The organism is Flavobacterium hydatis (assembly GCF_000737695.1).
Taxonomy (GTDB): Bacteria; Bacteroidota; Bacteroidia; order Flavobacteriales; family Flavobacteriaceae; genus Flavobacterium; species Flavobacterium hydatis.
In genome coordinates this window covers 18,554-33,974 of sequence record NZ_JPRM01000025.1, presented here as the reverse complement: position 1 = coordinate 33,974, position 15,421 = coordinate 18,554, and the positions used below count along the sequence as shown (strand labels likewise).

14 protein-coding genes are annotated in these 15,421 nt (G+C 32.7%); 7 read left to right on the top strand and 7 right to left on the bottom strand.

Annotated elements, in window-relative coordinates; all coding sequences use genetic code 11:
• Positions 1-166 precede the first annotated feature (166 nt).
• Complete coding sequence (locus tag IW20_RS15820) at positions 167-451, top strand: GNAT family N-acetyltransferase (RefSeq protein ID WP_035624422.1); 285 nt, start codon at positions 167-169, stop codon at positions 449-451.
• Here the strand turns inward: IW20_RS15820 and IW20_RS15815 are convergent.
• The 3 genes from IW20_RS15815 to IW20_RS15805 form a co-directional block, all read right to left on the bottom strand.
• Positions 448-1,878, bottom strand: a complete 1,431-nt coding sequence (locus IW20_RS15815) for an anion permease (protein WP_035624368.1) — start codon at positions 1,876-1,878, stop codon at positions 448-450. The two genes, IW20_RS15820 and IW20_RS15815, sit on opposite strands and share 4 nt — an antisense overlap.
• A gap of 22 nt (positions 1,879-1,900) precedes the next feature.
• Entirely contained in the window at positions 1,901-3,022 is a 1,122-nt protein-coding gene (locus IW20_RS15810; protein ID WP_240478501.1) for a porin, read from the bottom strand.
• 113 nt (positions 3,023-3,135) lie between these two features.
• Positions 3,136-4,335 (bottom strand): hypothetical protein, encoded by a 1,200-nt coding sequence (locus IW20_RS15805; RefSeq protein ID WP_051885806.1) that lies wholly within the window; start codon positions 4,333-4,335, stop codon positions 3,136-3,138.
• A 262-nt stretch (positions 4,336-4,597) separates the two neighbouring features.
• Here IW20_RS15805 and IW20_RS15800 point away from each other — a divergent pair, with 262 nt between their 5' ends.
• From IW20_RS15800 to IW20_RS15790, 3 genes are read left to right on the top strand one after another with little or no spacing between them, the layout of a single operon-like run.
• Positions 4,598-5,983 carry a TolC family protein gene (locus IW20_RS15800; protein WP_035624362.1) on the top strand — a complete coding sequence of 462 codons (1,386 nt, stop codon included), beginning with the start codon at positions 4,598-4,600 and terminating at the stop codon, positions 5,981-5,983.
• Positions 5,984-5,995: 12 nt separating this feature from the next.
• Positions 5,996-6,949, top strand: a complete 954-nt coding sequence (locus IW20_RS15795; protein ID WP_035624358.1) for an HlyD family secretion protein — start codon at positions 5,996-5,998, stop codon at positions 6,947-6,949.
• A 3-nt stretch (positions 6,950-6,952) separates the two neighbouring features.
• Entirely contained in the window at positions 6,953-8,110 is a 1,158-nt protein-coding gene (locus IW20_RS15790; RefSeq protein WP_035624356.1) for an ABC transporter permease, read from the top strand.
• 172 nt (positions 8,111-8,282) lie between these two features.
• Here IW20_RS15790 and IW20_RS15785 read toward each other — a convergent pair whose 3' ends face one another.
• Both IW20_RS15785 and IW20_RS15780 read right to left on the bottom strand, forming a co-directional pair.
• Positions 8,283-9,440 carry a porin gene (locus tag IW20_RS15785; RefSeq protein WP_035624354.1) on the bottom strand — a complete coding sequence of 386 codons (1,158 nt, stop codon included), beginning with the start codon at positions 9,438-9,440 and terminating at the stop codon, positions 8,283-8,285.
• Between the two features lie 207 nt (positions 9,441-9,647).
• Positions 9,648-11,282, bottom strand: coding sequence for an ABC-F family ATP-binding cassette domain-containing protein (locus tag IW20_RS15780; protein ID WP_035624351.1), 1,635 nt, complete (start codon positions 11,280-11,282; stop codon positions 9,648-9,650).
• A 201-nt stretch (positions 11,283-11,483) separates the two neighbouring features.
• Between IW20_RS15780 and IW20_RS15775 the strand changes: the two genes are divergently transcribed.
• Positions 11,484-11,927 (top strand): PepSY-like domain-containing protein, encoded by a 444-nt coding sequence (locus IW20_RS15775; protein WP_035624349.1) that lies wholly within the window; start codon positions 11,484-11,486, stop codon positions 11,925-11,927.
• A 55-nt stretch (positions 11,928-11,982) separates the two neighbouring features.
• On the opposite strand, the gene IW20_RS15770 is transcribed toward IW20_RS15775, so the two are convergent.
• Entirely contained in the window at positions 11,983-13,158 is a 1,176-nt protein-coding gene (locus IW20_RS15770; protein ID WP_035624347.1) for a GlmU family protein, read from the bottom strand.
• Between the two features lie 181 nt (positions 13,159-13,339).
• Positions 13,340-13,591, bottom strand: coding sequence for a type B 50S ribosomal protein L31 (locus IW20_RS15765; protein ID WP_035624345.1), 252 nt, complete (start codon positions 13,589-13,591; stop codon positions 13,340-13,342).
• Positions 13,592-13,836: 245 nt separating this feature from the next.
• Here IW20_RS15765 and IW20_RS15760 point away from each other — a divergent pair, with 245 nt between their 5' ends.
• Together IW20_RS15760 and IW20_RS15755 are read left to right on the top strand one after the other, a co-directional pair.
• Positions 13,837-14,370 carry a DUF4199 domain-containing protein gene (locus IW20_RS15760; RefSeq protein WP_035624343.1) on the top strand — a complete coding sequence of 178 codons (534 nt, stop codon included), beginning with the start codon at positions 13,837-13,839 and terminating at the stop codon, positions 14,368-14,370.
• Between the two features lie 6 nt (positions 14,371-14,376).
• Positions 14,377-15,333, top strand: a complete 957-nt coding sequence (locus IW20_RS15755) for a glycosyltransferase family 2 protein (RefSeq protein WP_035624341.1) — start codon at positions 14,377-14,379, stop codon at positions 15,331-15,333.
• The last annotated feature ends 88 nt before the right edge of the window (positions 15,334-15,421 follow it).

The following is a 15,421-nucleotide window of genomic DNA, read 5'->3' as shown; positions in this document are numbered from 1 at the left end:
CAAAATCATTTGATATTGAATATCAAATGATTATCTTTGCTATAGAAATAATTTGTTTCTGATAATATATTACAAGAAGTTTTTTGAACCTCTTAATATGGTTCATTTCTTCTATTTTTTTTTAAATACCACATAAAAAACAAATAATATGGAACCCATTTCATTAATGGAGATCAAAGACAATGCCTTTGCAAGACAATTTGAAACCTCAAGCCCTACAGGATTAGTTACAATCGAATACTCTTTTCAAGAAAAAAAGATATTTCTAACAAAAATTAATACTCCCGACTCATTCGAAGACCAAGAATTTCTTTTTAGCATGCTTAGAAGCATCATGGAAATTGCGATTGAACGAAAATTAAAAGTAGTCCCTATTCATCCTAAAATTGTAGTTTTCTTTAAGAAAAATCCAACTTATAAAGAATTACTTCCTCCTGGTATCCGAATTTAATAGTACCCTATTATATTCATCCACAAGCCTCCTATTACCATATATATGAGTAATAGGACAATTCCTGTTACAAGACCTTTTACCCACCAGCTCTTTAAATCAACATAACCACTACCAAAAAATACAGGAGCTGGCCCGTGACCGTAATGAGTTAATGTTCCGTAAAGTGAGCCCACAAACCCAAGCATAAAAGCCAATAACAATCCTGGAATACCAAGAGAAACTCCTACTCCTAATAATGCTGCATACATTGCCGCAACGTGAGCTGTTGCGCTTGCAAAAAGATAGTGACTAAAAAAGTACACCAAAATTATTATAGGAAAAGCCATTTGCCAGCTTAAACCTCCTATTTGTTGTTTTACCAAATCGCTAAACCAGCCAATAAATCCTAATTCATTAAGCGAACTTGCCATCATTACCAAAACCGAAAACCAAACAATAGTATCCCAAGCTCCTTTTTCAGATTTTACATCTTCCCATGTTAATACTGAGGTTAGCAATAATATCACCAATCCTATAAAAGCTGTTGTTGTAGCATCGATAGAAAACAAATCGCCTGTCATCCAAAGAAATAATAAAATGAAAAACGTTAACAACATTAGCCATTCATTTCTAGAAATTGGCCCCATTTCTTTTAGTTTTTGCTTAGCAATCCCCGGAGCATCTTTTGTCGATTTTAATTCAGGCGGATAAATTTTATATAAAACAAAAGGAATTACAAAAAAAGCTACTAATCCCGGCACAATTGCAGCAAGCGCCCAAGACATCCAAGTAATTTTAATTCCTAAGTTTAAAGCAAACTTCTGACACATCGGGTTACTTGCCGTTCCCGTTAAAAACATCGAAGATGCAATAAGGTTCATATTATAACTATTTAAAGTTAAAAAAGAACCTAATTTTCTATGCGTTTCAGGTTTATCTGGCTCTGAGCCAAAGCTTATTGCCATCGATTTCATAATAGGATAAATAATACCTCCACCTCTGGCTGTATTACTAGGAACCGCAGGAGCAAGACATAAATCGGCAAGTCCTAATCCGTAGGCTAATCCCAATGAACTTTTCCCAAATATTCTTATGAATATAAAAGCAATCCTGTTTCCTAATCCTGTTTTAATAAAACCACGTGCTATAAAAAACGAAATTCCGATAAGCCAAATCACTTTATCTCCAAAACCTCTTAATGCAAGCGTGATTGACTTTCCTGCTTCTCCCGGAGCCAGAACTTGTGAAAATGCCGTAACTGCAATCGCAATCATACACATTGTACCCATTGGAGCTGCCTTTAAAATAATTCCAAGAATAGTGGCTACAAAAATGGCAAATAAATGCCAAGCTTCTTGTTTTACTCCTTCGGGAGCGGGAATAATCCAAAGAACAATACCTACTGCAAGTGTTATTAATGTTTGAGGAATTTTTACTTCTTTCATAAAAAATAGAGATTAATTTAAACTAAAGTCTGCATTGAAATTGTATAATAAATAGCTCTTTATCATAATAGCTTGTATTAGGAATATTCTTGCTGTATCTATCTATTTCAACTCCCATTTCAATACGCCCTGTATATGCTTTTCCAAATTCTAAACTCAGCATTGGCGTAAGCGTTTGCCTCACATTAGAATCTACTTTAAAACTTGAATCAAAATATTCATATCTGGTAGAAAATTCAAGAGAGGTAAGTTTTTTATAATTGATTACATATCTAAAATTAGGTAAAAAATAAAAACCTCTCATTTGGTAATCATTCACATTTGCAGTTCTAGCATCAACTGGCAAAGAATAATACAAATTATGATTGGTTCCTTGCTTGATTTCAAATTGAGTATCTAGAGAAAGTTTATCTGCTAGTTTAAAATCGGCAGCAATATCTGCTCCTAAAGCAAATACATCGCTGGTATAAACTTTTCCTGTTCCTCCGTTAAGTCCTAAATTAACATGATGTTTTTTTGATAATCCAAAAACAACACGGGTAGAATATTGTTTTCCACTGTCTTTATCCATGTTTTGATTTCTCCCATTTCCATTTAAAACTGAAACAGCATAATTAACGGGAATCTCTCCTAAATCTACAGATCCCGTCATCGAAGCCCCGATTTGAAAACTAGTCCATCCGTTTTTACCAAATTCATAATATTGATTAGAAAAATCAAATGACTTAATAATATCTACAGGAACACTTTCTTCTATACCAAAACCTGGTCGAAACTGACCTCCTGTAAAAGCAATGTATTTATTAAAAGTATATTTTGCATAAGCATTCTCTAACACTTTATTTTGGGGATCTGTTTTAAAATCGGCTAAATTTACCAATACAACTACCTCTGTATGTTCGCTTAAATTTGCAGCAACACTTAGACGCATTCTTTTTATATCAAATGAGCTTCTTGTAATTTCTCCAGTAGTATGCTGAACTCCTAAAACATCGACATTATCTGTAATCGACCCTAGAAAACGCACTTGCAAAAGTCCCTTAAATTTAAATTTCGGGTATATTACTTCTTTTTCTTTCTCCTTTTCTTTCAGCTCTACCTTCACAGTATCCTTCACTGATTGAGCTATCAGAAAAACTGGCATTATCAGAAATATAAAAACAATTCTAGCTAGCATAGATTTCCCCATAAGCTTCTTAAATATAAAATTAGGCGTGTACGTTCTATCTGAGTTTAAGCTCAGCTTTATTTTTAAATCTATCTTCTCTCTGTACCGCGATTTGCAGGTCTTGTTGTCGTTGGCCTTGTTACTGGGCGCGTTGTTGGTCGAGTCGTAGGAGTCACTGGACGAGTTGTTGGTCGAGTTGTTCCTGGATTAGTTGGTCTGGTAACTGGTCTTGTAGTTGGGTTAGTCGGCGTTACAGGACGAGTGACTGGCCTTGTAGTACCTGTTCCTCCTCCCGGCCTAGTCGACGGATTTGTAGGTCGCGTTACTGGACGAGTAGTTGGGTTTGTAGGACGTGTTACTGGCCTAGTTGTTCCTCCTCCCGGTCTAGTAGTTGGATTCGTAGGTCTGGTACCTGGCCTATTTGGCCTTGTAGTAGTAACTGGTGCTGGCCTTTTATAATCTCTACCATTATAAGTCGTATTATAACGCCCGTTTACACGATTATCTCTAACAATTACTGATGTATTTCTTCTAGAAACATAATTATTATAATATCTTGGATTCCTTACAACAACTGTTCTTCTGTAATATGGGCTTCTGTAGTAATGACCATGGTATCCCCAATAATCATGGTAATAAACCGGACGCCAAGGACGCCAGTACGGAGGATAATATCCCCAGTGCCAAGGTGATCTATACGCCACATAAATAGGAGAAAACAAAAATAATATTACTGGCCATGCACTTACACTTGTACTTACATAACTAGGGTTGGTAGTTGTATTATAATTATTGGTTGTGTTATTATTTACAATTACAGTAGCATCTCCTTTATAACCAGGGTTAGGTGTTCCCGAGGCAGTATCTGCAGGTTCAACTATATAATTTTTGCCATATAAATCTTGATCTCCAATAGCTTGAACATGGACATTACCCTTTTTATCTTTGTCGACTTCAATTACAGCAACATCTTGTGTCTCCTTACTATTTACTGCTACCTGAAGTACAATAACATGGGTATTCCCTTCTTTATGACCTTCAACCTCAAGGTAGTCAATCTCTCCATCATTATTTAAATCTAAATTATTAACCTTATTATCAGGATCGTTCAATGCTTTTTCAAAATCTTCCAACGTTTTAGATTTCTGAAAAATGTCTAAAACTGCATATAAATTAAGATTATCTCCTGGCAAACCTAAAGCGACTGGCTCATTATCTGTTTGAGAAAATATAGGAAGACTAAAGAAACTAGTCAACACAATAGCTAAATATAATATACTTTTTTTCATGTTAATAATTAGTTAATTTATAAATACGCATACTAAGGTATAAAAAAACTGACAAAGTTTATCAACATCCTACAACTTTCTATTTTTAACAAACCTTACTGAAAAGTTTTTAAATAAACCACCTATTTTCCTATTGATAAAACGCAAATTGTAAGACTTATATCCTTAACTTTGTAAATAACCGTATTTCGCATACGTCTATTCTATTTGTAATACCTTACAAAAGCCGTTTACAATTTATCATATAATAGAAACAAAAATTATGATGAGAAAACTTTTACCTATTTTCTTTTTCTTCTTTTCCTTAACTTATGGATATGCCCAGATAGAAGTTTCACCAACTCTTGAAGATGCTATTTATAAAGCTATAGAAAAAAGCACCTCCTTAAAAAATAAAGATTTAGACATTGAAAAATTAAATCTTCAGGAAAAAGGAGTCTGGAACAAATATATTCCTACTGTCGAAGCAAGTGCTTTATATACTTATTTTGACAATAAACTTACTGTAGATCTTCCTACGGCTACTATACCTATTGTAAATTATCCACTTTTTGACGGTAAAACCGCTTTTAAAAATTACGGAAATATTTTTAACGGAAGTGTTATGGCAAAAACGGTATTGTTTAGCGGTATGCAAATTCCTAATGGTGCCAAAGCCATACAAGAAAAATCTAAAGGAACCGTATTCTTAAAGGAATCCGAGAAAGACGGAATCATAAAAGATGTCATTAATACCTTTGATCAATTAGAGCTTTTAAAAGAAATAGACAAACTAATAAAAGAAAGCGAAAAACGATTAGACACCGAAACTAAACGCGTTACAAAAGCAATAGAACAAGGTCTTGCAATTCCTTACGATCGAGATAAAATTAAATTAGCTTCATTAGAATTATCTTCTAAAAAAATTGAACTGGACGGAAAACGTAAGTTAGTTTATAAAAAAATCCAGTACTTAACTGGTTATTCGATTAGCGAAATAGACAACGTTCAATACAACTTAGTTCCTTACTTAATTACTGATGAAAAATTAAGCACTCAAAACAAACAAGAAATAAAAGCCTTAGAATCGTTTAAAACAGCTTATGAATATTTATTAAAGAAAGAAAAAGGTACGTATTTACCAACTTTGGGAGCTTTTGGAGGGGTTTCTTATTCCAGCTTATTTAATGCTAATGCAACAACTCCAATAGTTACAGGAATTAATCAAGCATTATATTTAGGATTAAATGAAGCTACTATAAGTAATAACTGGGTTGTGGGTGCAGCAATGAAATGGGAAGTTTTTTCGGGTTTTGAAAGAAAACACAAAGTACACGAAGCCAAAATAAACATCGAACAGATGCAAAATCAAATAGATGATACTAAGGAAAAACTAGAATTACTGCTCGAAAAAAACCTTGTTGATTATAGCGTTCTGACTCAAAAGATAGACATTACACAACAACAAGAAAAAGTAGCAGACAACAATTTGAATCTAGCTATAAAGCAATATAAGGAAGGACTGATTAATATATCTGAACGTCTTGAAGCCGAAAACGATTCTTATAAAGCATCTGTAAACAAAACGACTACATTAATCGAGCAACGATTATCAGCTATTGAAACAATAATTGCCACTGGCGATTTATCAAAAAAACTATCTAAATAAAAGTTCTATTCTATGAAAAAAGCAATTATAATAGTCAATTTAATCTTCATTTTTACTAGCTGTGAAAAAGCAAAAAAAGAAGATTTAATTCAAGGGAAAATAGAAAAAGAACAAATTGCTGTTGTAAGCAAGATTCCTGGTAAAATTTTAAAAATCTACGTTAAAGAAGGAGATATTGTCCAAAAAGGAGATACACTCGCAATTCTTGATATTCCAGAGGTAGATGCTAAAAAAAATCAAGCCGAAGGAGCTGTTATTTCTGCGAAAGCACAATATAAAATGGCTGTAAAGGGAGCGACCGAAAACCAGATTAAGCAGCTTGAAGCTAAAAAGATGGGGTTAAAGGAACAATATGAGTTTGCACAAAAATCGATTAAACGATTAACAAATATGCTCAAAGATTCTTTAATATCACAACAAACTTATGACGAAACTTTTGCTAAATATCAAGGAGCTCAAGCACAATACAATGCTGTAGTTGCCGAACTAGACGATGCTAAAAAAGGAGCTCGTATAGAGCAACAAACCATGGCTTTAGGACAACAAGACAGAGCGCTTGGTGCATTGCAAGAAGTAGAAACTGCCGATCAGGAACGTTATATAATTGCACCACAAAATATGAGTATAGAAACGATAACTTTAACTGTTGGCGAACTGGCTTTACCTGGTTATACTTTATTTAATGGATATGTTGCAAACAGCACTTACTTTCGCTTTACAATACCCGAAAAACAATTAGATAAATTTAAAAAAGGACAAGAAGTAACAGTACATATTCCTTATAAAAAAACAGATATAAAAGGGAATATCAGTACTATAAAACAATTGGGAGCATACGGAAATATCGCCACTGCTTACCCGGATTATGAAATGCAGGAAAGTTTATTCGAAATAAAAATAACACCTTCTAACAACGATGAAACAAAAGATTTAATTACAAAAACAACCGTTACCTTATCTCTTTAAACTATGCGAAATTTCTTTTCATTGCTTAAACGGGAATTCCGATTATTCTGGAAAAACAAAGTGCTTCGATTACTTTTTATTGGTGCACCAATTCTTTACGGAGTCTTACTAGGTTACGTTTATGGTAAAGGTAAAGTAACCGATTTACCCATAATTGTTGTTGACCAAGACAGAACTGAATTAAGCTCAAAAGCAATTCAGATGTTTGAGGATAATGAGGTTTTATCTATAGCTTCTATTCTATACGACCAGAATAATCTATCCAAGATTGCTATCGAAAAAGGGGCAACTTGCGTTGTTATTATTCCGAAAGATTTTGAGAAAATGACTCTCACAAAAAAGTATCCCGAGATTACAACTATTGTAAATACATCTAATGTTTTAACCGCAAATTATGCTTCGACAGCAATTCAAATTTGCCTTGGAACATTAAAAGCAGGGATTCAGATTGAAACTTTGAGAAAACAAGGTGTACCCGAAAATTTACTTATGTCGCAGTATGAACCATTCAAAACTACTTTCATAAAAAAATACAATCGAAGTACCAACTATATGTATTTCCTATGGCCAGGAGTTTTAGCAACTGTTCTGCAGCAAGTACTTTTGTTAGGACTAGCTCTTTCTTTTGCCTCCGAATTTGAAAATGGGACATTTAAAGATCTTGTAAAAAGATGCCCTTCTATTTTAAATTTACTAGCCGTAAAAATCATTCCTTATATGCTAATGAGTTTTGGTATTTGGTTTATATATTGGCTTTTTACTTTATGGTTCAGATTGCCTTTTTACGACAACTTACTTCCGCTCACTTTTATAGCCGGTATATTTGTACTCTCAGTTTCCTTTATTGGAATTCTTGTGAGTATTGTGGTTCCAAATCAATTAAAAGCTACCGAAATTCTAATGGTTATTGCAACTCCTAGTTTTATCCTAAGCGGGTTTACTTGGCCTTTAAGCCAAATGCCAGTTGCCGTGCAAGCAATTGCCAATGTGATTCCGTTAACGCATTTCTTAAAAGCTTTTAGAATATTGATTATTGAGGACGGAACTTTTTCTCAAACCACAAGACCTATCTGGAACATGATAATTATAGGTGTAGTATGTTCTATTGCTGCTTACATTGCTTTATACTTAAAAAAGAAAAATGCTCTAAAAGAAGCATAGATTCTTTATTTAATACTAATATGAAAAACGGCATAGGGATTTACCTTATGCCGTTTCTATTTTATACTAAAATTTCTTCTCTATTTCTATTATCAAATTAATCAATAAAGCTACTGTTATAAAAAATCTCTATTAAAATGTTTGGCATTTTTACTCTACAATAAAGCAGTAATTAAAGCCTACATTGAAATTGTATTATAAATAAATCTTTGTTACAATATTCAGTATTGAGTATATTTCTATCATATCTATTAATTTCAAATCCCATCTCAACACGACTTCTATATGCCTTTCCTAATTCTAAACTTACCATCGGTGTATAAGTTTGTCTTACATTCGAGTTTAATTTAAAACTAGAATCAAAATACTCATATCGGCATGAAAACTCAAGGGAAATAAGTTTCTTATAATTAATATCATACCTTAAATTAGGCAAGAAGTAAAACCCTCTCATTTGATAATCATCTGCGTTTCCAGTTCTACTTTCAAGCGGAAGAGAATAATACAAACTATGATTTGTTCCTTGCTTAAGTTCAAATTGAGAATCTAAAGTAAGTTTATCAGCCAGTTTAAAATCGACTGTAATATCGGCACCTAAAGCAAATACATCACTGGTAAAAACTTTCCCTGTACCTGCGCTAAAACCTAAATTGATATCATACTCCTTAGACAATCCAAAAACAACACGAGAGGAATATAATTTTCCGTCATCTTTATCCTTTTCCTGATTTCTCCCATTTCCATTTAAAATAGAAATTGCATACTTAACTGGTACTTTTCCTAAATCTACCTCACCAATCATCGAAGCTCCTATCTGAAAACTTGTCCAGCCATTTCTACCAAACTCGTAATATTGATTGGAGAAATCAAATGATTTTATAATATCAACAGGAATACTTTCTTCGATACCAAAACTAGGTCGGAACTGACCTGCTATAAAAACAAGATATTTATTGAAGGTATATTTTGCGTAAGCATTTTCTAAAACTTTATTCTTAGGATCTGATTTAAAATCGGCTAGATTTACCAAAATAACAGCTTCTAAATTCTCATCTATTTTTGTTGTTAATCCCACACGCATTCTTTTAATATCGAATGAACTCTTAGTTACATCTCCTCTAGCATCCTGCACTCCTAAAACATCAACATCATTTGTGGCTGATCCTAAATATCGCACTTGCAAAAGCCCTCCAAACTTAAATTGTGGATATTTTACCTCTTGCTTTTTTATTTTTATAGTATCAATATTCGTTTGTCCATATGAAAGAAATGGAATCAAAAAAATTAAAAGCACAACCTTTTTTGACAAAAAATTATTTAATAAGTTCATAAATAAAAGTTTAGATTTTACCTCAATAAATACTCAGTTATTTAAAATAGCTTTTTTCTTACATCAAAGTTATCTAATCCAACCAGCTTTAATCTGACTTATATCATGCTTTTAGATTTATTTAATAATTAATTTTCATGTTTTTTTTCACAAAAAAAAGCGCTAGAATTAACTTGCGCCTTTTATAATAATATTTTTTAAACTGAATTATTTTTCGATTTCTCTCATCGAATCCATTTTTTTATGCGCTAAGAAACCTGCAACATCTTCAAAATGCTCTTTAACACGCTTGTTTCCAAATTCGAAAACTTTAGTTGCTAATCCGTCAAGGAAATCACGATCGTGAGAAACCAAGATTAAAGTTCCATCAAAATCACGTAATGCATCTTTAATAATATCTTTAGTTTTCATATCTAAGTGATTCGAAGGCTCATCCAGAATCAATAAGTTTACAGGTTCTAGCAATAATTTTATCATTGCCAAACGTGTTTTTTCTCCTCCAGAAAGCACTTTTACTTTCTTAGTAATATCATCTCCCTGAAACATAAAAGCTCCAAGTATATTCTTGATTTGCGTACGAACATCTCCAACCGCAATTGCATCAATAGTTTCAAAAATTGTAGCATTTTCATCTAATAAAGAAGCTTGGTTTTGTGCAAAATATCCAATTTGTGAATTATGACCAATATCAACACTTCCTTCATCAATGCCTATTTCTTTCATGATGGCTTTGATCATAGTCGATTTTCCTTCACCATTTTTACCTACAAAAGCTACTTTCTGCCCTCTTTCGATAACAATATTTGCATCTTTAAAAACCACATGGTCTCCGTAAGATTTTGATAAATCTTTTACAATAACAGGATATTGCCCAGAACGCGCTGCTGGCGGAAATTTAAGTTTTAATGCTGAGTTATCTACTTCATCTACTTGTACGATAACAAGTTTCTCTAACATCTTAACACGAGATTGCACTGCGTCTGTTTTAGAGAAAGTTCCTTTAAATCTGTCAATAAATGCCCTGTTATCTGCAATCATTTTTTGTTGCTCATCGTATGCTTTTTGTTGATGTACACGACGATCTTTTCTTAACTCTAAATAATGAGAATACTTTGCTTTATAGTCGTAGATTCTTCCCATTGTAACTTCGATAGTACGATTTGTAATATTATCTACAAACGCTCTATCGTGCGAGATTACTACAACTGCTTTTGCTGAATTTATCAAAAACTCTTCTAACCATTGAATACTCTCTATATCCATGTGGTTAGTTGGCTCATCTAACAAAATTAAGTCTGGCTTACGCAAAAGAATTTTAGCCAACTCTATTCGCATTCTCCATCCTCCAGAAAACTCAGAAGTCTGACGTGTAAAATCTTCACGCTCGAAACCTAAACCAACTAATATTTTCTCAACTTCTGCCTCATAATTTACCTCTTCGATAGCATAAAATTTCTCGCTTAAGTCCGAAACTCTTTCGATTAATTTCATGTAAGCATCACTTTCATAATCAGTACGAACAGTTAATTGCTCATTGATCTCATCAATTTCGGCTTTCATTTGAAAAATCTCACCAAATGCTTTTGAAGCTTCTTCCATTACAGTCGATCCATCTTTGGTCAATAAATGCTGAGGCAAATAAGCCACAACAGCATCTTTTGGAGCCGAGATACTTCCGGTAGAAGGTTTGCTTTGTCCTGCTATTATCTTTAAAAGTGTCGATTTTCCCGCACCATTTTTACCCATAAGGGCAATTTTATCATTCTCATTTATAGCAAAAGAAACATCGCTAAAAAGTGTAGTTCCACCAAACTGAACTGAAATATCATTAACTGTAATCATATAGATTTTTAGATTTTTAGACTGCTTAGATTTTTAGACTTCTCAGCAAGTATTTTTTTGAAAGTGCAAAGATAGATTAATTAGATAATTAGGCAATACAATCAATACCTGACATCTTAGTTTTTTCAAGTTTTACAATTATTCCTACATCTTTTAAAATTTTAGTTATACCTTGTATAATAATTTAAAAATCAGAAAATTATGAGAACGAAATTAAACTTGGTAGCTTGCCTAATCGCAGGATTAATATTTGGGCTTTCTGCAAATGCTCAAAAAACAGTAATTAAAAAAGCTGCTTTACCAGCAAATGCGCAAACTTTTTTGAAAACTCACTTCGCTGGACAGGAACCAACTTATATTCTTGAGGATAAAGAAATCTTATCTAAAGAGTACAAAGTTCAATTTGCAAATAACCTTCAAATTGAATTTGACGGAAAAGGAAACTGGAAAGAAGTTGATGGAAAAAACACAGCAATTCCTGCAGCTATTATTCCTGCTAAAATTGCTACTTATGTAAAGACTAATTTTGCTAAAGACAAAATAACCAAAATAGAAAAAGAAACTTTGGGCTACGAAGCAAAACTAAGCAGTGGTTTAGAATTAAAGTTTAACTCCAAAGGAGAATTTATAAAGATTGCCAAGTAAAATTCATTTAAAAAACAAAAAACCTCGATTTCTAGAAATCGAGGTTTTTTGTTTTTTAGTCTTTACGCCATTTTTTTGTTTCTTCAAAAATGTGCTCCAAAATTGCAGCTTCAGTTTCATCAAAATCAATATTTCTGCGTCCCATAACTAATTTTGCTGTTTCAAAAGCTTTCTTTGTTACGTATGTAGTAAAACCTGCTGCTCCTCCCCAAGAAAAACTTGGTACAAAGTTGCGAGGAAAACCTGAACCAAAAATATTAGCACTAACTCCTACTACGGTTCCTGTATTAAACATAGTGTTGATTCCACATTTACTATGATCTCCCATCATTAAACCACAAAACTGAAGTCCCGTTTTAGCGAATCCTTCGGTTTCATAACTCCATAACTTTACTTCTTCGTAATTATTTTTTAGGTTAGAATTATTAGTATCTGCACCAATATTACACCATTCTCCTAAAACTGAATCTCCTAAAAATCCGTCATGTCCTTTGTTTGAATTTGCAAAAAGAACCGAATTTTTAACCTCTCCACCTATTCTTGATCCTACTCCTACTGTTGTAGCTCCGTAAACTTTGGCATTCATTTTTACTTGTGCATTTTCGCATAAAGCAAAAGGCCCACGAATTACAGAACCTTCCATAATCTCAGCATTCTTACCTATATATATAGGACCTGTAGACGCATTAAGAGTAACAAACTCTAATTTTGCTCCTTCTTCTATAAATATATCGTCAGGATTAATCGTATTTACACTTTTTGGTATTGGCTGGGATTTTCTGTCTTCAGTCAAAAAGTCAAAATCTACGCGAATTGCTTCTGCATTTTTAGAAAAAATATCCCAGGTATTCTCTACTGTTATACAATCTCCATTATACTGAATGATTTCGTAAGAGTCAAAATCGACTTCTTCTTGATTTTCACTGGTATAAAATGCAATAACTTCATCTCCTTTAAAGATGGCTTGATTCGTTTTTAAATCTGAAACAAGATCTGCTAAATCATTATTTGGCAAAAACGAAGCATTAATCATCACGTTTTCTTCCAGTTCCACCATTGGATATTTTTCAGATAAATATTCTTCGGTTATTGTAGTTGTAGTTGAACCCAAATGCATTTCCCATTTTTGACGTATGGTCATTATTCCGATTAAAATATCGGCAACTGGCCTAGTAAACGTAAAAGGCAATAAGGCATTCCGGACGGGCCCGTCAAATAGAATGTAATTCATAAATTAATTTAATTTGGCAATATATTAAAATCTTGATTTGGTTATCGAGACCAAAGTTACAAATATTTTTTTTTGTACAATTATAGCTATAAGACTTCTTAATCAAGCGTTAAGGTAAAATAATTGGACAAAAAAAGCCTTCCGAGAGGAAGGCTTTGATTTATTTACAGACAAGCTAAAATTATTTAGCGTGTTTAGCGTATTTAGTTTTGAATTTATCAATACGTCCTGCAGTATCGATAAGTTTAGATTTACCTGTGTAAAAAGGGTGAGATGTTCTAGAGATCTCCATTTTTACAACTGGATATTCAACTCCATCAACTGTTATTGTTTCTTTTGTATCTGCAGTAGATTTAGTAATAAACACATCGTCATTTGACATGTCTTTGAATGCAACTAATCTGTAATTTTCTGGGTGAATTCCTTTTTTCATCTTTACTTTTATTTATTGTTTGGAGTGTTTTAATTTTGAAGCTTCTTCGTGGTTAGAAAAAGGTGTAAATGCAACGACTCTTTTTGTTTTAAAACGTTTAATTATTTCAGTTTGCAAATTTACATTTATTTTTTAATAAACAAACGTTTACTCCCTTTTTTTTATATAAAATCGAAAAGCATTTTTTATCCACGAATATATTGGGAATTGCTATATTTGTGGATTAATTTTAAAACATATAAATTATGATTAACGAAGTTATAAAAAAGAATGGAATTACTTACGGTGTAATAATTGGAATTGTTTTAGCTCTAATCACTGCAATAATGTATTCAATAGACCTTAAACTATTTGTTTCAGGATGGATTGGAGGATTAACATTTGTTATTTTTCTAGCGATAACTATTGCATTATTAGTAAAAACTAAAAAGGAATTAAATAATATTTTTTCTTTTAAAGATGCTTTCACAACTTATTTTATTGCTATACTAATAGGTATACTAATTTCTACTTTTTTTAATATTATCTTATTTAACTTCATTGATCCTAGCGCAAAAGAAACTTTGGGCGAATTAATTAGAAAATATATGGCCGAAACATTGCAAAAATTCGGTACTCCTGCATCGGTAATAAATGAAACTCTGGCAAAAATGAAAGAAAGCAATCCTTATGCTACTGGAGAACTATTAAAGGCTCTAGTATTTAGTATTGTTGGCTACTCTATATTAGGATTAATTTTGGCGGCCTTTTTTAAAAGCAAAACTACATATCAAGAATAAAAATAAATGAATTTATCTATACTTATACCGCTTCTTAACGAAGAGGAATCACTTAAAGAGCTATACAGCTGGATCATTAAAGTGATGCAATCTAACAATTACTCATATGAAATCATTTTTGTAGATGATGGTAGTACAGATAATTCTTGGAATATTATTGAAGGTTTTTCTAATGAAAATCCGAATGTAAAAGGTATTCGGTTCATGAAGAACTTTGGTAAATCGCAAGCTTTACACGCTGGTTTTGCCAAGGCAAATGGTGATGTTATTATTACTATGGATGCCGATTTACAAGATAGTCCGGATGAGATTCCTGGATTATACGAAATGATTACCAAAGAGAAATTTGATTTAGTTTCGGGTTGGAAAAAGAAACGTTATGACTCTGTTGTAGCAAAAAATTTACCTTCTAAATTATTTAATTGGGCTGCAAGAAAAACTTCGGGTGTTGAATTAAACGATTTTAATTGCGGATTAAAAGCTTATAAAAATACTGTTGTTAAGAACATTGAAGTTTCGGGCGAAATGCACCGATACATTCCTGTTTTGGCAAAAAATGCTGGTTTTAATAAAATTGGAGAGAAAGTAGTTATTCACCAAGCTCGTAAATACGGCGAAACCAAATTTGGGATGGAACGTTTTGTTAATGGCTTCCTGGATTTGATTACAATTTGGTTTCTTTCTAGGTTTGGAAAAAGACCAATGCACTTATTTGGCGCAATGGGGTCGCTTATGTTTATAATTGGCTTTTTATTGGCTGGTTATATCGGAGTTTCTAAACTGTACCATATGTATATGGGAATGCGCTATAACTTGGTAACGAATAATCCTTGGTTTTTTATTGCGTTAACGACTATGATATTAGGAACACAATTATTTCTTGCTGGATTTTTGGGTGAAATTATTTTACGAACTAAAAACAATGAAGCTCGTTATAAAATAGCAAATCAGGTAAATTTATAACATATACCCTAGCCCTGATGGCAGCGGCATCCTTTATGTTTTTTCTTTAAAAACATAAAGATATAGCGAACAGCAGGAGATTGCTTCG

What these genes read in the sequence shown, in the direction of transcription:
- IW20_RS15805 (WP_051885806.1), bottom strand. Translation starts at nt 4,335, where the DNA reads ATGAAAAAAAGTATATTATATTTAGCTATTGTGTTGACTAGTTTCTTT.
- IW20_RS15755 (WP_035624341.1), top strand. Translation starts at nt 14,377, where the DNA reads ATGAATTTATCTATACTTATACCGCTTCTTAACGAAGAGGAATCACTT.
- IW20_RS15795 (WP_035624358.1), top strand. Translation starts at nt 5,996, where the DNA reads ATGAAAAAAGCAATTATAATAGTCAATTTAATCTTCATTTTTACTAGC.
- IW20_RS15790 (WP_035624356.1), top strand. Translation starts at nt 6,953, where the DNA reads ATGCGAAATTTCTTTTCATTGCTTAAACGGGAATTCCGATTATTCTGG.
- IW20_RS15800 (WP_035624362.1), top strand. Translation starts at nt 4,598, where the DNA reads ATGATGAGAAAACTTTTACCTATTTTCTTTTTCTTCTTTTCCTTAACT.
- IW20_RS15820 (WP_035624422.1), top strand. Translation starts at nt 167, where the DNA reads ATGGAGATCAAAGACAATGCCTTTGCAAGACAATTTGAAACCTCAAGC.
- IW20_RS15760 (WP_035624343.1), top strand. Translation starts at nt 13,837, where the DNA reads ATGATTAACGAAGTTATAAAAAAGAATGGAATTACTTACGGTGTAATA.
- IW20_RS15785 (WP_035624354.1), bottom strand. Translation starts at nt 9,440, where the DNA reads ATGAACTTATTAAATAATTTTTTGTCAAAAAAGGTTGTGCTTTTAATT.
- IW20_RS15775 (WP_035624349.1), top strand. Translation starts at nt 11,484, where the DNA reads ATGAGAACGAAATTAAACTTGGTAGCTTGCCTAATCGCAGGATTAATA.
- IW20_RS15780 (WP_035624351.1), bottom strand. Translation starts at nt 11,282, where the DNA reads ATGATTACAGTTAATGATATTTCAGTTCAGTTTGGTGGAACTACACTT.
- IW20_RS15810 (WP_240478501.1), bottom strand. Translation starts at nt 3,022, where the DNA reads ATGCCAGTTTTTCTGATAGCTCAATCAGTGAAGGATACTGTGAAGGTA.
- IW20_RS15770 (WP_035624347.1), bottom strand. Translation starts at nt 13,158, where the DNA reads ATGAATTACATTCTATTTGACGGGCCCGTCCGGAATGCCTTATTGCCT.
- IW20_RS15765 (WP_035624345.1), bottom strand. Translation starts at nt 13,591, where the DNA reads ATGAAAAAAGGAATTCACCCAGAAAATTACAGATTAGTTGCATTCAAA.
- IW20_RS15815 (WP_035624368.1), bottom strand. Translation starts at nt 1,878, where the DNA reads ATGAAAGAAGTAAAAATTCCTCAAACATTAATAACACTTGCAGTAGGT.